The sequence below is a fragment of the Leptolyngbya sp. Heron Island J genome (assembly GCF_000482245.1).
Classification (GTDB): domain Bacteria; phylum Cyanobacteriota; class Cyanobacteriia; order Phormidesmidales; family Phormidesmidaceae; genus Leptothoe.
The window spans coordinates 120,495-138,100 of sequence record NZ_AWNH01000012.1; the positions used below are offsets into that span (position 1 = coordinate 120,495).

Genomic DNA, 17,606 nt, shown 5'->3' on the forward strand with positions numbered 1-17,606 from the left:
ATATACTCTTTTAGCGTTTTGATATGAGCAAAGCAGCATTAGCCCAGTGATTGGAGCACAGCAAAATGACCGCGAGTGCGCCAATCATCAAATTTTGCGGCGGCTGTCTCGGCAATTGATTTATCAATTCCAACCAGCGCATCAGATTTGAGTACTCTTAATGCCAGGGATTTGAAAGGAACGCCACAAGTGGCAATTTCAACGGGGGTATCCATTGGCCATTGGCGATCTTGTACAAATCGACGATAGTTGAGATCACCTTTTGAAATAACGCTAATTGAGTTACTCAGGGTATTGCTTAGATTTTTATCCAACCCATTGAAATGTCTGGGTTCACCCCAATCTGCTTCAGCCTGGATGATCAGTCGATCACAGCCAATAGCGGCTCTAAGTCGTTGTCCCATCAAGCTAACATTTTCAAAGAGATTCTCATCAACAAAACAATTAATGGTTTCCTCTACATCAATGGAGAGAGCATCGGAAACAAACATCGGCCATGGTTTCACATGAATGATTATCCGAATATTATTGAATAATTTGAGTAGGGCGTCGACCATGACTAGATCCCAACAGAGTTCATGCCCGGCATTATCAGCAATGAGATAAATGTCTCCTTGAACAGTAGACTGTTCTAAACAGGACATAAACGCGTCACTTTCGTCGAGCAACACACGATCATTCCATAGATTGGCATCACTTCGTGAGGTGATTAGTTGACTGTAGTCTGCCTCATTGGCAAATAATGAACAACGAATGGTTGCCCCGAGTAAATCTGTATCAGAGAGCTGCAAAATTTTTTCTAACCCAGAGTCAAGAACTGGAATTGCCTCGGCTAGTGCCATTTGACGAGTCGGCCAAAAGACATCAACGCCATTATCAAAATATCCAGCAATAGAATTTAACCCATGATAGAAGAGAAATTCTAAATCGAAAAATGGTAGATCGTTCCAGGTTAAACCATTTAGTTTATCGAGATAGACCTGCCAATAAGCTGTAGGGTGAGCAAAGTTGTTTGTATCGATGGGGCTTCCTGAAATAATAGATTGAAGCATTCTTTGGGCAGCTTCTAATTGCTCATGAGCTTGGAATTGTTTTTCAATAGTGGACAAGATCTTGGGTAGACGACGAGTAATTGTATAATCTACAAAACCTTTCCCGTGAATACGTTTGATAACAGCAGGATGATTGTTAGATGTGCTCATAGTTAGGGGATAGCAGGGTGGGCAAATCTTTACAGATATCTATTGTGCTCTATTGATTTTTTAATTGCCCACCCTGATCGATGCTGAACACCATTAACGGATCATTTGTGCCATTGTAGTGGCCGGAAAAAATCTCGGCTTATCAGATAACAGATCGAATTGCCCTTGGAGGGCTAGCACCATCGGCAATCGCTGCTATTACCTGCTGATATAACCGTGGCATAACAACATCGGAGAAAAACTGACTAGAATCGGTCTGGATATATCCCTCAAGGGATAACTTTATCCCCTCCTGGGAGGAGCAACGGGGTGGGTTGACCGATGGTGCTAGGTTGCGTCATCAAAAGATTATGTGACAAAGCTCTTGCAGCGATCAATAGGTCATAAGTCCCGATTGGTTGGCCCTGAGCTTTCAAATTACTAATCCCCTTCATTATTTGCCGAAATGGTGCCATGTATTTTGGTTTGAGAAGGGATATCCTCTCTCATCTTGAGCCAAGCATTCAAATCTTCCTGAAGAATTTCATTCAGATCTTCCATAAATATAGCTAGTTTTTGTTCGTTAATTTCACATTCTTCTCTACCTCTAATGTAAAATTCAGAAATCCTTTTTAAATATAATAGACGGGAAAGAGTAACTGTTCTTCTTATCCAAAGACCTCGATAATCATAAAAGGCATCTACAGCATTTAACAACGTAATAGATGCCCCAAGAATAAGAGCCATATTCTTGAATAATTTGGTCTGACTTTCATTAGTATTTAAGCCAAGCAGCACCGTTATAGCTGCTGCAAAAGCAACAGCTGTTATTTTGAGTCTAAAGGCCTTTGATTTTTCCTCTTTTCGTTTTTTAGCATTTCTCTGAATTTGGGTATCTAGCTCATCTTGGAAAAATTTCAGTCTTTCACTAACATTCATTTTCGAGGGACTTATAAAGTGGTCATACCAAATTTAATCAAATCACCCTAGTTTTTGAAACTTCTATCCAAATTTGTCCACAAACCCACTTCTCCGATTTTGCAACGCAATCTCCTAACTGACAACAATTACTGACGACGATAGAGTTCGACTTCATTAGCAAGAATGCGGAATCACTTACAAAACAATTGCCATCCCATCTGCTCGTGGCTCCGACCCCGCCACTAAAACACCATTCTCTAATCGCAAAATCATTTGTCCTTTGCCAAACATTTCTGGGTTTGCAACAATTTGCACATCATGCCCTAGATCGCTTAACCCCAAGGCCACATGTCGCGCCACTGTTTGCTCTAAAAACACTCGATTACCTCGATCAAATCGCCAGCGGGGTGCATCTAACGCTGCCTGAGGGTTGAGCCCCCGATCGACTAAATTTGAAACTACTTGTAAATGTCCCTAGGGCTGCATTGATGCTCCCATCCCTCCAAAGGGACCTAATGGCTGGCCATCGCGCCTGAGAAAACCTGGAATAATGGTATGCAATGGACGTTTTCCAGGCGCGATCGCATTTGGATGCTCATCGTCTATTGCAAATCCAGCGCCTCGATTTTGCAATGCAATCCCAGTGCCAAGAATGGCAATGCCGCTGCCAAATCCCATAAAGTTTGACTGGATAAACGACACCATTAGCTCATTATCTGCGGCGGCTAAATACACGGTGCCACCTTTGGGTAATCCGGATTCAGCTAAAGGGATAGCGCGATCGCTAATCAGCCCTCGACGCTGCTCTGCATAGGCTTTATCCAACAACGCGGCTGTTGTTACATCCATGGTGCTTGGATCGGCGGCATAGCGATGGGCATCGGCAAAGGCCAGCTTCATCGCTTCAATCTGTGGATGATAGTTGGCAACGGAGTCTCGGGGCTCAGACGAGAGGAGGGGTAGGAGTAGGCGGTTAGATCGAATGGTTGCATGATTGGGGTAAGCGTCTTTTGTTGCATAGTACCTAATGGGTTAACAGGTCACAGTGTGCCAATGTCTACAATAGTCAAAAGATGGTTAGAAAATGAGATATGTCAGCTACCGATCGCAACCAAATCCAAAAAATATTTGAAGAAACCTACCCAAATAACGTCAGAGCTAAAGATCCCCAGGTCTATGCGGCTCTGTTTACTAAAGCTGCTTTGCAAATGCCGCCTGACGTGCCTGATCATTATGGTCAAGATGAGATCGCAACCGGATTTGCACAACAGATTGCCGACAAAGATCTTGATCCCACGCTGACTGCTGAAGAGATAGAGATCATGGGCGACTATGGCTATGTGACTGGTATCGCTATGATTGTTGTTCATCCCCATGATGGGAGTTCATCAATGCAGCTTAAATTTCGCGGGGTTTGGTTGATGAAAAAAGAAGAGGGAGAGTGGAGGATTGATCGTCAGATTTGGAATGCAAAACCCTAGGGGATTGTTGATGTAGGGTGAAAAGGTTAAGCTCCCGCGCTTAAATCATTCCCCGTTACCCCATCACTCATCCACCCATCCACAGCCTCAACCTGGGACTTTATTTGTGTGCAATCTCCTTACTCCAACCGGGCTTTTACCTTTTCTCTTAGTTCTAGTTGTTTTTCAGGAGAGCCTACTAGCAAAATTCCGAGTTTTCCGACTAAGACAATGCCCCAGTTGACTAAGATGATGCCTGTATGGCTGGCTTCGTCGTATTCTAAGCCGTTGAGGTCGATGTCACTGAGGGATCGATAGCGGCTGGTAAAGGTCTCATGGGTCCAATGTTTTAGGTTTAGTTTTAAGGCAATACCGGTGGGATAGGATGCACCGTTATAGCGGGGATTGCATTCGATCGCAAGATAGTTAGGTTTTGCATTAATCTCTTCAACGGCTACGTCAAAAGCAAAGATCTCTTGCATGCCTCGGTCCACCATCCAAACAGCCATGGGTTCGACTAGATCCCAGGCATCGTAGACGGTTGGATAACGATTACCTAAATGGTTGTAGCCATCTAAAATCTGTTCTGTAATGGCTAAGCGCTGGGGGCCATTCGGGGTGGAGCGATACTGGACATTGAGAAATGTTTTGGCATTTACTTCTTTCTGGAGCTGAATGGGGACGCCCTCAGCCACTGTCGCCAGAGCTTTTGTCAGGGTTTGTTGGTCACTGCAGCGGACGATCCCCATGCCGTCAACGGAAACAGCTGGTTTGAGATAAAGCGGGTAATCAACGCCGGGATCATCTAGGTCGATGCTGCTGGGGCTGGTATATCGTACGGTTTTGGGTACGGCTATGCCTAATTCATCGGCCAGGGTCATAAAGTTATTTTTGGAGTTGATCCACTGGACGGTGTCGTACCAGGGGGCATCTAATCCTTGAAATAGGCCCAGGTAGGGGCTGTTGGCATGGACGGCATCTCCAAAGTAAAACACTGAGATTTCGTGCTCGGGATGGCCGGATAAGTGGTGAAATGAGATGTCCCAAATTACATTTTCGGTATGGCTGAGCCCGATGCGGGTGTAGTGCGCGGCGATCGCATCCCATTCTGGCTTGAGATCGGGATGTAGCTGAATCACATCGTCCGACTCTGTACTACCCAACACTCTCCCAGAAAAGTACTGATTGCCTACCACCTGATCGTGGGTGCAGATCATAATGTCGTGATTAAAAATTCTCATGGATAATCCTGTTATCGTTTAATGCAGTGGTCTAGCTTAAGATCTCAAACAGTAGAGACATATCCCATCTCCACTTTCCGAGCACAGGTGCATGTGTGTTTCTAAATCCTTATAGTCCTGCAGAAACAATATACTGCAACCAAATTTGTTGCATATCGACAAACTTTTGATCTAAAGAAATGCTAAAAATTATCCTTCTGGGGATACTTGAAAGCTGGCATTCAGCATTGGATAAATCCCTCTACCGGGTAAACTTGCGACGAATCATACCTTAAATTTCTTCAGGTTTTAGACAACTAAGAGACCAGCCAACATGTTTAACACTTTTTTATATAACCTTTGAGCCTGGAGCATTAAACACACCAATGGCTCAATAGTTACTATCGAGTGTTTCAGATAGGCCCTGCGGAGCATATCTATCTTGCTGATTGCCTACAATAGGAATACTTCACAGCTGGTAACCCGAGCATACGCCCAGTCATCTTAGATCCTATGTCTCTGTTGTCACACCTATCCCAAATTGCCTGTCTGCGTCAGAATATGGCTACCCAGCTAGATACGATTGCTGATACGCTGCGGTCCCTGCAAGTTAACTTTGATCTGACTCAGCCTTTAGCGGATCTCTCTGCGGCTAGTCAAAGTCTGCGCCAGGGTGTTTTTCGTCTGATGGTGCTGGGGGATATGAAGCGGGGAAAGAGCACCTTTCTCAATGCGCTGCTAGGAGAGTCGCTGCTGCCGAGTGATGTTAATCCCTGTACTGCTTTACTGACGGTACTACGCTACGGAACGACTCCCCAGGTGACGGTTTATTTCACGGATGAGCGACCGTCTGAGCAGTTGGATATGGATACCTTTACTCAGCGCTATACCATTGATCCGGGTGAGCTGCGGCAGGCTGAGAATAAGGCCGCATTTGCCCATGTCAGCCATGCGGTCATCCACTACCCACTACCGCTGTTGCAAAATGGTGTGGAGATTGTTGATAGTCCTGGTCTCAATGATACTGAGGCGCGTAATCAACTCTCTCTGGGCTATATTCAAAACTGTCATGCCATCTTGTTTATGTTGCGGGCGACTCAACCGTGTACTCTGGCTGAGCGTCGCTATCTAAATAATTATCTGCAAAATAAGGGACTATCGTTGTTTTTCTTGTTAAATGCCTGGGATCAGATTAAAGAGAGTTTATTAGATCCAGACGATCCAGATGAGTTGGCCCAGGCGGAAAAACGCCTACATACAGTGTTTTACAATTCTCTCAAAGATTATTGTGATCACTATGAGCAGCGAGTGTTTCCCATCTCTGCCCTAGACGTGTTGCGTCAGCGGCTTAAGTCACCGAATGTGCCTATTCAAGATCCGGGATTTGCTCGATTGTTGACAACTTTAGACCAGTTTTTAACTCAGGAACGGGCAAGGGCTGAGTTTCAACCAGTGGTGGCCCTGTCTCACCGAACGCTGAGGGATCTGACTGAGAAGGTACAGCTGCGTCAAACGCTGTGGCAGCAAAATGTGGCTGAACTTAAGCAAACTATTTTGCAATTGGCTCCGGTATTTGAACAGTTGGTGATGATCCGAGATGACTTTCAAACAGAGATTAGGCAAAGTTGCGATCGCAATGCTACTACCACTACTACGGCGTTCAAAGACTTTATCCTCAATCTAGAAACCACCTTTGAGCAAGACTTTGCCCCCTATCAGCCCGATCTCTCACTGTTAGATCTGGTTAGCCCTGCCGGTCGCCAACAGTTTAATCAATCCTTAGAAACTGCATTCCAGCGTTATCTCAACGACCAGCTGCTGCGCTGGAGCCGGAGCCTGGAGCCAGTTCTGCGCAATGCCTTCCAAACGCTGTCTCAGCGGGCCGCCCACTATGGCACGTCCTACAACCAGATTACCCAGAAAATTCTCACCACCCTTAGCGGTCAGTCAGTAGAGCTACCCCTCGACAATGCTCAGCCCAGCTGGGCAGCATGGGCCATCAATGCCCTGAAGCAGCCAGCAGAGACTCCTGAGGTGCAGACAGTGCTGGCCAGCCTCAATCTCCAGAGCATTTTGATCAATGTAGTAGCTGCCATCGGCGCTAGTTTGCTGGCCTCTAGCCTAATTAGCACCATGGCCGGTCCGATCACCCTGGGGATTGCCAGCCTGGGGATAGGTGCTTTACAAATGGACCAGATCCGCCGGGCACTGGTGCAGGCTGCCCGTCAGGAACTCAGTGCCCACCTGCCTCGTATTGCTGCCGAACAGCAGCAACCAATTTACACTGCCATGGTGCAGTATTTTCGTGACTATGAGCAGGCCGTGATCAGTCGCTTAGATGCGGATATCACAGCTCGCAAAGCTGATTTAGAAACTCTATTGGCCCAAAAACAAGAGCAAGAACATCAAGGCCAATGTGAATTGGAGCAGTTGCAGATAGGCTTAACTCAGCTGCAGCAGGCAGATCAGGCAATTCAACAGCTTTATAGCCAAGTGTAAATAAGTTTGGCCCAGTTGGCATCAGAGAATGCGAGTCAACGCCCGTACGGTGGCTGGTACCACGGTAATATAGGTTGGCTATAACCCGTAAATGACAAGACCTTGCCTATCTTTCCCTGATTCAAAATTCATGCCTGACTTTAAACCCAACGACGGTCGTCTTTATGCCCCCGCTACCGAGCGCAACCGTGAACCGATTCTGGAAATACTGGAGCGGGTGCTGCCCAATCCCGGCACAATTTTAGAAATTGCCAGCGGCACAGGCGAACATGCCAGCTTTTTTGCTCCCAAGCTCGCTCCCCGTCGTTGGTGGCCCAGCGATATCAGCACGCCCATGCTGAAAAGTATTGCTGCCTGGCAAAAAGCGACCAATGCTCGTTATTTACTGCCGCCGATCCAACTGGATGTACGCGAGCAGTCCTGGTCGGTGGAAACTGATCAAAAGCGTCCCATTGATGCGATCGTCAATATCAACATGATCCATATTTCACCCTGGAAGGCGTGTGAATCACTGATCGCTGGAGCTGAGCGGGTATTGCCCGATCAGGGTGTCCTTTTTTTGTATGGTCCTTTTAAGCGCAATGGTGAACACACAGCTCCTAGCAATGTGACCTTTGACACCTGGCTAAAAGAACAAACGCCTGACTGGGGCGTGCGTGATTTAGAAGCAGTTGAAGGTGTAGCCAAGGTTCATCACCTGATATTGCAGGAGGTCATTGAAATGCCTGCGAATAATCTTTCCCTGGTATTTCATAAACAGCCATAAGGCTCCCGCGCTTAAATAGTCCCCCCGTTGCCCCATCACTCAGCCACCCATCGACAGCCTCAACCTGGGGCTTTATTTGTGGGCAATCCCCTAACTTGACGCCTAAACCATCGGGAAATACCCATCGGGTTAGGCATGGGGATTGGTCATCTGCCATCAGATATTGAGGGGGATTTTCAGGGTAAAGCAGGTGCCTTTGCCAGGGTGATGGGTGGCTGCGAGGGTGCCTTTAAGCGGGTGTTCTATGTGAGGCTGGACTTGTTGATAAATTGCGGCTGGATTGGGTCCACAGCCATCGTCCCAAACGCATATGATTAAATGTTGTTCTGTGTGTTTTGCAGCTAGTTGGATTCTGCCTAATGCTGATTTACCCTGCTGTTGTCGGATATCGGGCATTTCGATGTCATGGGTAAAGGCGTTATGGACTAGCTGTTGCAGCGGTATGTATAGCTGCTGGGCTAATGTCTGAGAAATTATAATGTTGTTGGTTTTTAGCTGGACCAGAACAGGTTTACCGTGTTGCTGGGTGAGCTGCTCTAATTCTGTTTGACAGCGTTGAAATAGCTGCTGGATGGACTGCTTTTTGTGACTGGCAATAACTGTGGATGCTGGTTTTTGGGGGGGATACTGTCGGTGAGTCAATGAAATCGGCTGTTTTAACCATTGCCAGAGGTTGTTCAGCCAGTGACGACGCTGGGGATGACCTTGCTTGCTTAGCTGCGTCAGGGCTGGGCTGGGTTCACCTCCCTGGTTGCGATCGCCTTTCAGCACCCTTGTCTGCCCTGCCCGGTAATCCTCTAACGCCAGGTGAGCGATCTGAATCACCTGGTCCGGGTGTTGTTGCAAGGCTGCCAGGGTTGTCTGGGCAATGTTGCCAAAACCTGGCAGATTCAAGGATTCTGCTAAACCGAGAAAGACATCTGCTTGAACTTGCAACAGGTCTGTGAGAGTATCAGGCTCAGCTACTGTCAGAGCCTGACTTAATTCATCCAGATACTCGCTGACCCCGCTTGCAAAAATCGATTGGGTCACATCTACCCCAAGCTGAGCAGCGGTGGGGAGCTGACTCTCTTGGGCATACCGGGCACCCAGATTGTGTTGCAGCTTAGCACCAATAACAGCTATGCGATCTAACGTACTAAATTCATCAACGGTTGTATTGTCGAGCTGAGCTGACAGTAATAGTTTCAAACAGTCATAGGCTTCAAAAATTAAACCTTCTACAGTGGCCGTTAAACGAGCTTCTGGGGTGCATAATGCTCTAAAGGCGTATTCCAACGTTTGGGTTGTAATTTTGACGGCATCTAACCCGACTGTAGCGGCGGCTCCCTTCAGAGTATGGGCTAACCGCATCAGGGTATGAACTTTCTGAACAGTAAAGCTCTGATGCAGGGTAGTAATCTCCTCCTCTATCTGCTGCAACAGGGTGGCGGCTTCTTGCAAGTAGACTGAGCCTTGCGTTTGAGTTACTGGATTAGCCATTGTCAGAGGAGGAGATTGTTGTTAATCAATGTTGGTGACTCGATGGGGTCACCAACAAATAGCCCATGGATACTACACAGACGGTGATAGCTGGCGGAAACGGGTGGTTGGTTTGGGGGAAGCCACAGGGGTTGGCTGTAAATGTTTAATGGCTACTTTCAAAACCCGTTTGGCTTTGATGGGTTTGCTTAGAAAACCTGTTGCTCCCACAACTTTGGCCCGTACTCGATCAGGAATGCCATTGTTGTTGGTCAGGATGATAATGGGAATGTGCCGCAGGGCTGAGACGCGTCTGAGCTGGGCGCACAGTTCGTAACCATTGATCACTGGCATTACTAAATCGAGAAAGATTAACTGAGGCTTGAGTTCGATTAGTTTTGTCAGGGCCTGGATTGGGTCGGCAATATTGACATAGCGATAGCCTGAATCTTGAAAGATCTTGGCCATGGTTTGACTGTCGGCTGGACTGTCGTCGACGTAGACCACCACTGGGGAATTTTTGGTAACTCTGGTGGTGGGCACCAGCCCTGGCGATTGGGTAGGCGGCAGTGGAGCCGCCGCCGGTGGGAGTGGTTTAGCGGCTGGGGCTGTCTGCGATCGCGACTGGGGTTTGGACTTTAATTCCAGGTCTTTTACAGACGCTAATTTGATCAAGTCTCGTCGGATATGGGGTACCAGTGCCTTGGTTAACGAGATTAAGGGTTGCTGCGTTCTAATCGCCAGGTCTCGTAGGGTATGCTGACCGTTGGCCCACCTTTTTAAGTCTTGGAATGCATCTAAAGAGATGCGTTCTTGCAAAATTCCAGACTGCATAATCACCGGGGCCAGGTTGGGACAATACTCGGTCAGGTGAGCCTGCTGCCAGTGTTGCCAATCCTGTTGCACCTGTTCCCAAATCGGTTCTCGACGGAGGCCAATACAAGGAAAATTAGCACCATTGCGAGGGCTGACTTTGTAGATTAAAGGAGAGTTAGCGGTTTGCTTGCTCAGGGTGGCGCTATGGACAATGTCAAACAGAATCTCAGAGATACAGCCCCTAACAATTTTAGAAAAATGTTCTCTGCTAAATTTCTGATTCATCACAAGCTGCGCTACAGACTTGTAATTCTGAGCTTGATAGGAAATCTCTTTCAGATTTTTCTGGCTCAGGTCTGAGGAATTTTTGAGAAACTGTCGATGCCAACGACGTTTGGAATGGCTCCGATCATTGGCCCAAACTATTTGACCCACGAGAAAGTATAAAAACCACTCTACATCTGTATCTGTTCCAATGGCGAGAATTCCAGTAAACAGGCTCTCCCTAGCGCGTTGAATTTTGTGAGTTAACTCGTCAATAACCGATATTTTTGACATACTCGTGGAAACCCTACACGGAGAGGGCTGGTATAGACCGTCTGAAATTGGCTAACTGGATTAAACAGCCCCAGCACCCATAAGCCTGAGCCCATGAAAGCTGGAAGATATATGCGTTACACCCGTGTCTTCTCGTACGAGCATAACGTGCAAGTTACATCAGTTCAAGTTGATTTATGACGGGTTATGTAAAATCAGCAATTGAGACTTACTGAGTTTGAATGGTGATCACCTGGGGCGGGGTGGCATCGGGTGGATAGCGTAGAATGACGTCCACCTGGCGTTTTTCATTGGGGGCTAGGGTGACTGTTGCCAGGGGTGCCCCCTGCTGTCCGCGCAGCTGCACCAGATGAAAATTGTGAATTTGGGGTAGACCGCGATCGCTGCGATATCTAATTTGAATCGGACCCCGGAAAAATGTTCGATTGGGCGGTTCTTCAAAAAACTGCAGCCCCTCTGTTGAGAGTTGGTCTTCTTTGATCGGGGTTTCGAGGGAAACTGTGACAGTTTTAGGAGTGTCACTGGGATTGTAGAGGGGGAAGGAGAGGTTGTAGGCGATGCCGTAGTTGCCGTGGGCCTGGTAGGCAGTGTCGTCATAGCGCACGAGCATAGGGGCGCTCTGGTTTTGACCGGTGCCTAGCTGTCCGGCATAGAGGGTGCTAATGCCATAGGAAAAGGCAGCTCCGACGGCGGGGATGGTGAGTACCGGATTGTTTTTGTCGGGGCTGTCGTCGACTACGGTGGCAGTCCAGCTGGCTCCCTGGGCGACACCTGCCACCCGCCCATAGATTACCTGACCGGGATTGTCGGTAATGGGGGTGGGAGTGCGATCGCGAGGTCCGGCTAAGCCGGACTCTCTCAAAACTGTTTCCCACTGCGCCAGGGAAGGAGCTAGCTCAGTTTCGTTGCCATCTAAGTTGGCCGCTTTGGCTAAACTCGCTAAATAGACAGGGCCGTCACTTTCTAATTCCACCAGGGTAGAACGACCATTCAGGGGGGGCTCTAATTCAGCTACGGAGATGGGGGCATTCATTAATAACGCGCTGGCCCCAGGGGGTACCACCAGCTGAGAGGGAAACATCTCCTGGCGACGCCCCTGGATCAGGTCTCCCATCACCCGGCTCCCTGGCCCAGCAAACATGGGCTCGCGGGGTGAAAAGGGCACCACACTCGGCAGGGGAATAAACGGTGCATCTGGCTGGCTCAGATAGCTGGCCCCAGCTAACACGTTGACGGTAACTGTTTCTACCCCAGGGTTATGGACCAAAATCGCCACATACATCGATCTGAGGTCTTCCGGATCGTCAGCTCGGTAAACATGGTGGGCAAAGACATCAAACCGACCGTCAAAGGCAAACTCTAGATGGGCCTCTGGCTGGGCCATGTCGTCGGGGGGAAAAGTTGAGAGTAAAATTCCCGGCTCGCCAATGAGCTCAGGGCTGTTGCTGTTAAAAACCGGTACGGTGTCGAGCTGAGCGGGTAGCGGTCGGACTTCCTGGGGACGAACGATTGGCGGCGGTGGGGTCTGGGCGAGAAAGAGGGGGAACATGGGGGCAAGGCAAGCGGGCTAAGGTTGCTGGGATCTAATAGTCATGGGGATCATACAAAACAATTAGCACGCTGAATTCAAATGCTCAACTATTTTCAGAAAATCGAATTCAATCAGGGGCCGGTTGGCCGGAGTAATCAAGGGGATATGAACAAAAAGGGCCAGGGCTGATTGTTCCTGAAGATGCTTGAGGACTCGATAGTAAAGACGATTGCAGACAAAGTCGCCAGCATCATGGCTAATGCGGGTGTGAATTGTCTGTTTAATCAGGGTTGGCAGATGGATGGGGGTGGCCAGTTGCTGGTCCTGGTAAGTGCCCCACTGCTCTACGGTGAGTGACTGGCGCGTTTCGGCCATACCGCAACAGATAACTACCTTGGGGCGGTACTGAACAATGTGGGTGATGACCTGGATGGGGGCCAGGTCAAAATTGACGGGTAGCGATCTGAGGATAATGGCATTGTCTGGCAGGTTTGCGGTCACCTGTTTGAGTAAGACATCGCTACTATTAATGCCTTGATGGGCTTTCCAGGGTCGAAAGCTGGTGATCAAGATCGGGGCCATTGTGGGGATGTTTTTTATCTGTATATCCTAGGACACCCATAGCGGGTATCTACCCATCCTTCAAGCAAGCCGATACTATAGAGCAGTCACTGCCTATAAGAGGGACTATGGCAACCATTGCTGTGATTGATTACGACATGGGCAACCTGCACTCGGCCTGTAAGGGCCTGGAATTTGCGGGGGCAACACCAGTGGTGACTGACCAGCCGGAGGTGCTACATCGGGCCGATGGGGTGGTGCTACCGGGGGTGGGGGCGTTTGACCCGGCGATGCGGCATTTATGCGATCGCAACCTGACCCAACCCATTCGGGATGTGATTGCCAGCGGCAAACCATTCCTCGGCATTTGCGTGGGTTTACAGCTCCTGTTTGAAGCCTCTGAGGAAGGGGTGGAGGCGGGTATTGGTGTACTGAAGGGCACCCTGCGTAAATTTAAGCCAGAACCGGGCATTACCATTCCCCACATGGGTTGGAATCAGCTGCAGCTAACCATGCCAGACCACCCCCTATGGACCACAATTGCCTCGGATGAGTGGGTTTACTTTGTGCATTCTTACTACGCTGAAACCTCTGATCCTGCCATTGTTGCGGCCACCGTTACCCACGGCAGCCAGACTGTTACAGCCGCTGTTACTAAAGATAATCTGATGGCAGTTCAGTTTCACCCTGAAAAGTCGGGTAAAACGGGGTTGCAGCTGTTAGCCAACTTTGTTGAGATGGTGAAACAGCCTGCCGTGGTTGGATAATGATGGCTAAACCCTACCAGCGTGTTCCCATTGAAGACTGTGGTGAACCGTTAGTTCCCATTCCGCTGGAGCAGTTTGCTGTTGTTACGCCCCACCCCTATGCGGCACTGGGTGCTCCCTACGGCGAGCTTTCGCCCTATTATGTGCGACAGGGGATCTTACAGGCTTTATTACAAGCCCAGGCATCTTTGCAGATCAACAATCCTGGCTGGCGGATTCAAATCTTTGATGCCTATCGGCCAATTGCGGTCCAGCGGTTTATGGTGGAACACACCTATGAACAGCTGCTGCAGGACTGGCAGCGGCAATCTCCTGGGAGAACTCGGGAGATTGCACCTAGGGAAGATCTGCTGGCGGAGGTATATCAGTTTTGGGCTGCGCCCAGTCACGATGTGGCAACGCCGCCACCCCACAGCACCGGCGCTGCTGTGGATATCACCCTGGTAGATGGGCAGCAGCAGGTGGTGGATATGGGGTCTGCCATTGATGAGATTTCGTTGCGATCGCACCCCCATTACTTTGCCGATCAACCCAACGGAGAGATTTTTCATCACCATCGGACAATCTTGTCCCAAGCGATGCAGACCGCTGGCTTTCGTCAGCATCCCCATGAATGGTGGCATTTTTCTCGGGGAGATCAGCTATGGGCCTGGTTAGAAAACACAGCCCCGGCTCAATATGGCCGCATTGATTAACACCGATATCTGAATTTTGCACATATTTACTTCAAACTTTGGTAATTTTTAGTGAATATGTGCGAAATTCCTAGAAATAGACATCAGTATCTACATAGTCGCTGGGTGCATGATCAATGCGGTCTAAACTGAATTCCAACGAAAAGGCCTATTACGTCTTAGTGTCTGAGTGGGGGACCAAAACACTGGTGTCAGTGCACGCGACCAGTGTCCAATCAGCTGAAAAAATTGCCAGACAAAATGCTGGCAGAAAAGACGGCTGGGAAGGCATTCATAAGATTTACAATGCCTTCCCAGCCGATGAAAAAGCGTGAACCGACGCTCAGCTCGTATATTGCAATAGGCAAGAGACTCTACTCGCCAACCACCTGTTTTAATGCCGCCTGCAATTCTGCTGTTGCCATTCTGGCACCATAGGCGGTCACTAGTTTGGCGGCAGCCAGGGAGCCTAAGTGGCCAGCCTGGGCCCAGCTCAGCCCGTGGGTTAACCCGTAGAGCACGCCGCCAGCATACATATCGCCAGCGCCTAAGGTATCGATGGCGGCAACGGGATGGGGGGCAATTTCTAACACCTGTTCGCCATCAAACAGGATAGATCCCTGGGGACCGCGAGTAATGGCAAAGGCTTTGGCCAGAGTTTTAGTATGTTCAATGGCCGTGGCAAAATCCTCCGTATCGGCCAGCAGCAGCGCCTCAGATTCGTTGGCAAAGAGCATATCAACACCGTCACCGATCATCTCTAGCAGCCCTGGTCGAAAGAATTTCACCATGTTGTAGTCCGATAGGGACATGGCGACCTTACGTCCGGCGGTTTTGGCTAGATGTCTAGCCTTAATGGCAGCTGCTTTGCTGTTCTCTCCGCTCACCAGGAACCCTTCAAGGTAGGTATATTCAGCAGCAATAATGGCGTCAGGATTGAGGTCGGCTTCAGATAGCTGAGCGGAAATGCCTAGAAATGTACCCATGGTACGGTCAGCATCCGGGGTGACTAAAACGAGACATTTGCCTGTGACCCCCGCTTCGGGGGCATGGCTGGTTAAATTTGTATCCACCCCGCAGTTCACCAGGTCCTGGGTGTAAAACTGACCGTAGTCGTCATCGGCCACTTTACAGCCATAGAAGGTTTTGCCCCCCAGCTGACTAATGGCAATAATGGTATTAGCAGCTGAGCCGCCACAGGATTGTTTGGTGCTCCGGCTGTTGAGCTGTGCGATCGCATTATCCTGTACCGCTTCATCCAGCAGCGTCATCACCCCTTTATCCATGCCGATGGCGGCCAGGGTTTCCACCGATAGGGCACATTCAATATCCACCAGAGCGTTACCAAGGCCATAAACATCGTACTTCGGTGGGGTGCTGGTCATAGGAATACAAATTATCCAATAATTTTGCCTGCCTATTATCCCGCTCATCCCTGGAGGTGGCAATGGGTGAGCAGACTTTGAAGAATTCGTGGGGGATTTATCAAGCGTCCGGACATTTTTTGACCAATACCGAAAAGGTGAAAACTTCAGCCTTTTGCCAAGGCCTCTTGATTGACCCGCAATCAATCATGTCAACGTTTATTTAGCGAATTTGTCCGAATCATTGCCCTAGAGGACTATGAATAGTTTGTTCAAGCGACTTTCAAAACACAAGTCCTTCACCTTTCTGGTAACAGTTAGCTTTTTAACAGCGCTATCATCTCAGGCCTTTGGCCAAGAACCCACCAACACAATACCGCTCTCTAACGATTTTTTTTCGGCCATCAATACCATTTGGATGATGATAGCCGCTTTACTTGTGTTCTTTATGAATGCTGGTTTTGCTATGCTTGAAGCCGGAATTTGCCGCACTGAAAATGCCACTAATATATTAGCTAAGAATTTAATTGTCTTCTGCGTCGCCGCAACGGCATTTTTTATTTTTGGATTCCGCTTTATGTTTGGCGACAGCAGTAATCCAGTCTTTGGACAATTCGGAATTCTTGTAGATTCCCTATTTCCCTCTGAAGTCAACTTAAATCCCTTCCCCCAAGGTTTTGAGAATTTAAGATTCTTTTGGCAGGATCGCTCATTCGCAGCAATTTTCTTTTTTCAACTATCGTTTGCCGGCACTACGGCAACAATAGTATCTGGGGCTGTGGCCGAACGGATAAAATTCTGGGGATTTATTCTTTTTAGCTTTGTTCTAGCAGGCTTTATTTACCCCCTAGTCGGATATTGGGTGTGGGGCGATCATGGCTGGCTAGCCAGCGTTCTGAACTTTCATGATTTTGCCGGTTCAACGGTGATTCATTGCGTCGGCGGCACCGCTGCATTGGTGGGCGCTTGGATACTCAGGCCCCGCCATGGAAAATTTGGCTATGATTCGGCAACAGAAAGTTTTCCCTATGGGGAAGAAGTTGGCACCTTTGAACCCTGTAACCCAGGATTTACCACCTTAGGCTGTCTCATCCTATGGGTTGGCTGGTTTGGCTTTAATGGCGGTTCAACCCGATTTCTAGAGTATGTTCCCCATGTGCTGATTACAACGGTATTTGCCTCTACAAGTGGTGGTCTGGCAATTCTCCTCTATAGTCCCTTAGTCACCGGCTATAAGGTCAAACTTTCATCGATTATTAATGGCATTTTAGGCGGTCTAGTCAGCATTACAGCCTCCTCAGCCTATGTTGATATCTTAGGTGCCTGCATTATTGGAGCTGTGGGTGGTGTCCTGGTACTGCTTGGCGAAAGTTTGTTCCAATCAAACTTATTGCGGATCGATGATCCCGTCAGTGCAGTACCTGTCCATCTGTTTTGTGGCATCTGGGGCACAGTCGCCGTTGGCATTTTTTCTCAAAGTATTTCCCGCGAATTTAATAGTCTGCACACTATAGCGCAGCAAACCTTCTATCAATTTTTGGGGTGTAGCTGTGTCATCCTCACAACCTTGCTATTGAGTTTATTAGCCTGGATGGCCATCGGACTATTTCTTTACTATCTCAATCCCAGCGTCTCTTACCATTATTCAGAGGGTGATATTGGTGTGCTGACCACCGTCAGACGAGGCTTGAGGGTAACCCTAGAGGATGAAAAAGCAGGCAGTGATGCCACCATCATTATGTAAGGCAAAGACACAACCATGCCATACCGCTTAAAGCTCGACATCTCCAACCCCTTGCTCCCTGGGGGAGAAGGGGCCAGATCAAA

Annotated in this window: 15 protein-coding genes and 1 pseudogene; 7 read left to right on the plus strand and 9 right to left on the minus strand. The window is 48.6% G+C overall.

The features are described 5' to 3' along the window. Positions 1–38: 38 nt before the first annotated feature. From N836_RS72785 to N836_RS75150, 3 genes and pseudogenes are all read right to left on the minus strand, one after another. On the minus strand, positions 39–1,202 hold the full coding sequence (locus tag N836_RS72785; protein ID WP_023070751.1) for an ARMT1-like domain-containing protein: 1,164 nt from the start codon (positions 1,200–1,202) through the stop codon (positions 39–41). 420 nt (positions 1,203–1,622) lie between these two features. Beyond that, positions 1,623–2,120, minus strand: a complete 498-nt coding sequence (locus N836_RS72790) for an SLATT domain-containing protein (protein ID WP_023070752.1) — start codon at positions 2,118–2,120, stop codon at positions 1,623–1,625. 177 nt (positions 2,121–2,297) lie between these two features. Next, positions 2,298–3,131, minus strand: a pseudogene (locus N836_RS75150) (gamma-glutamyltransferase). A 62-nt stretch (positions 3,132–3,193) separates the two neighbouring features. Here N836_RS75150 and N836_RS42950 point away from each other — a divergent pair. Next, positions 3,194–3,583 (plus strand): YybH family protein, encoded by a 390-nt coding sequence (locus N836_RS42950; RefSeq protein ID WP_023070755.1) that lies wholly within the window; start codon positions 3,194–3,196, stop codon positions 3,581–3,583. A 119-nt stretch (positions 3,584–3,702) separates the two neighbouring features. Here the strand turns inward: N836_RS42950 and N836_RS42955 are convergent, their stop codons facing one another. After that, positions 3,703–4,803: a hypothetical protein gene (locus N836_RS42955; RefSeq protein ID WP_031291531.1), complete on the minus strand. Its 1,101-nt coding sequence runs from the start codon at positions 4,801–4,803 to the stop codon at positions 3,703–3,705. Between the two features lie 492 nt (positions 4,804–5,295). On the opposite strand from N836_RS42955, the gene N836_RS42960 reads away from it, so the two are divergent. Both N836_RS42960 and N836_RS42965 read left to right on the plus strand, forming a co-directional pair. After that, positions 5,296–7,281 carry a dynamin family protein gene (locus N836_RS42960; protein ID WP_023070757.1) on the plus strand — a complete coding sequence of 662 codons (1,986 nt, stop codon included), beginning with the start codon at positions 5,296–5,298 and terminating at the stop codon, positions 7,279–7,281. A gap of 130 nt (positions 7,282–7,411) precedes the next feature. Then, positions 7,412–8,047 (plus strand): DUF938 domain-containing protein, encoded by a 636-nt coding sequence (locus tag N836_RS42965; protein ID WP_023070758.1) that lies wholly within the window; start codon positions 7,412–7,414, stop codon positions 8,045–8,047. 156 nt (positions 8,048–8,203) lie between these two features. Here the strand turns inward: N836_RS42965 and N836_RS42970 are convergent, their stop codons facing one another. From N836_RS42970 to N836_RS42980, 4 genes are all read right to left on the minus strand, one after another. Beyond that, positions 8,204–9,529, minus strand: a complete 1,326-nt coding sequence (locus tag N836_RS42970) for an Hpt domain-containing protein (protein WP_023070759.1) — start codon at positions 9,527–9,529, stop codon at positions 8,204–8,206. A gap of 72 nt (positions 9,530–9,601) precedes the next feature. Further along, complete coding sequence (locus tag N836_RS0136995) at positions 9,602–10,882, minus strand: response regulator (RefSeq protein ID WP_023070760.1); 1,281 nt, start codon at positions 10,880–10,882, stop codon at positions 9,602–9,604. 208 nt (positions 10,883–11,090) lie between these two features. Then, complete coding sequence (locus N836_RS42975) at positions 11,091–12,431, minus strand: DUF3370 domain-containing protein (RefSeq protein ID WP_023070761.1); 1,341 nt, start codon at positions 12,429–12,431, stop codon at positions 11,091–11,093. 63 nt (positions 12,432–12,494) lie between these two features. After that, positions 12,495–12,995, minus strand: a complete 501-nt coding sequence (locus tag N836_RS42980) for a pyroglutamyl-peptidase I family protein (RefSeq protein ID WP_023070762.1) — start codon at positions 12,993–12,995, stop codon at positions 12,495–12,497. Positions 12,996–13,102: 107 nt separating this feature from the next. Here N836_RS42980 and hisH point away from each other — a divergent pair, with 107 nt between their 5' ends. From hisH to N836_RS42995, 3 genes are all read left to right on the plus strand, one after another. Further along, positions 13,103–13,741, plus strand: coding sequence for an imidazole glycerol phosphate synthase subunit HisH (hisH, locus tag N836_RS42985; protein WP_023070763.1), 639 nt, complete (start codon positions 13,103–13,105; stop codon positions 13,739–13,741). Next, positions 13,741–14,436: a M15 family metallopeptidase gene (locus N836_RS42990; RefSeq protein WP_023070764.1), complete on the plus strand. Its 696-nt coding sequence runs from the start codon at positions 13,741–13,743 to the stop codon at positions 14,434–14,436. Before hisH ends, N836_RS42990 begins: the two co-directional genes overlap by 1 nt. Positions 14,437–14,552: 116 nt before the next feature. After that, positions 14,553–14,750, plus strand: coding sequence for a hypothetical protein (locus N836_RS42995; RefSeq protein WP_023070765.1), 198 nt, complete (start codon positions 14,553–14,555; stop codon positions 14,748–14,750). Between the two features lie 39 nt (positions 14,751–14,789). On the opposite strand, the gene N836_RS43000 is transcribed toward N836_RS42995, so the two are convergent. Next, a complete protein-coding gene (locus N836_RS43000) occupies positions 14,790–15,800 on the minus strand; it encodes an adenosine kinase (RefSeq protein WP_023070766.1) in 1,011 nt (336 codons plus the stop codon). A gap of 238 nt (positions 15,801–16,038) precedes the next feature. Here N836_RS43000 and N836_RS43005 point away from each other — a divergent pair, with 238 nt between their 5' ends. Then, positions 16,039–17,523 carry an ammonium transporter gene (locus tag N836_RS43005; RefSeq protein WP_023070767.1) on the plus strand — a complete coding sequence of 495 codons (1,485 nt, stop codon included), beginning with the start codon at positions 16,039–16,041 and terminating at the stop codon, positions 17,521–17,523. Positions 17,524–17,606: the final 83 nt, after the last annotated feature.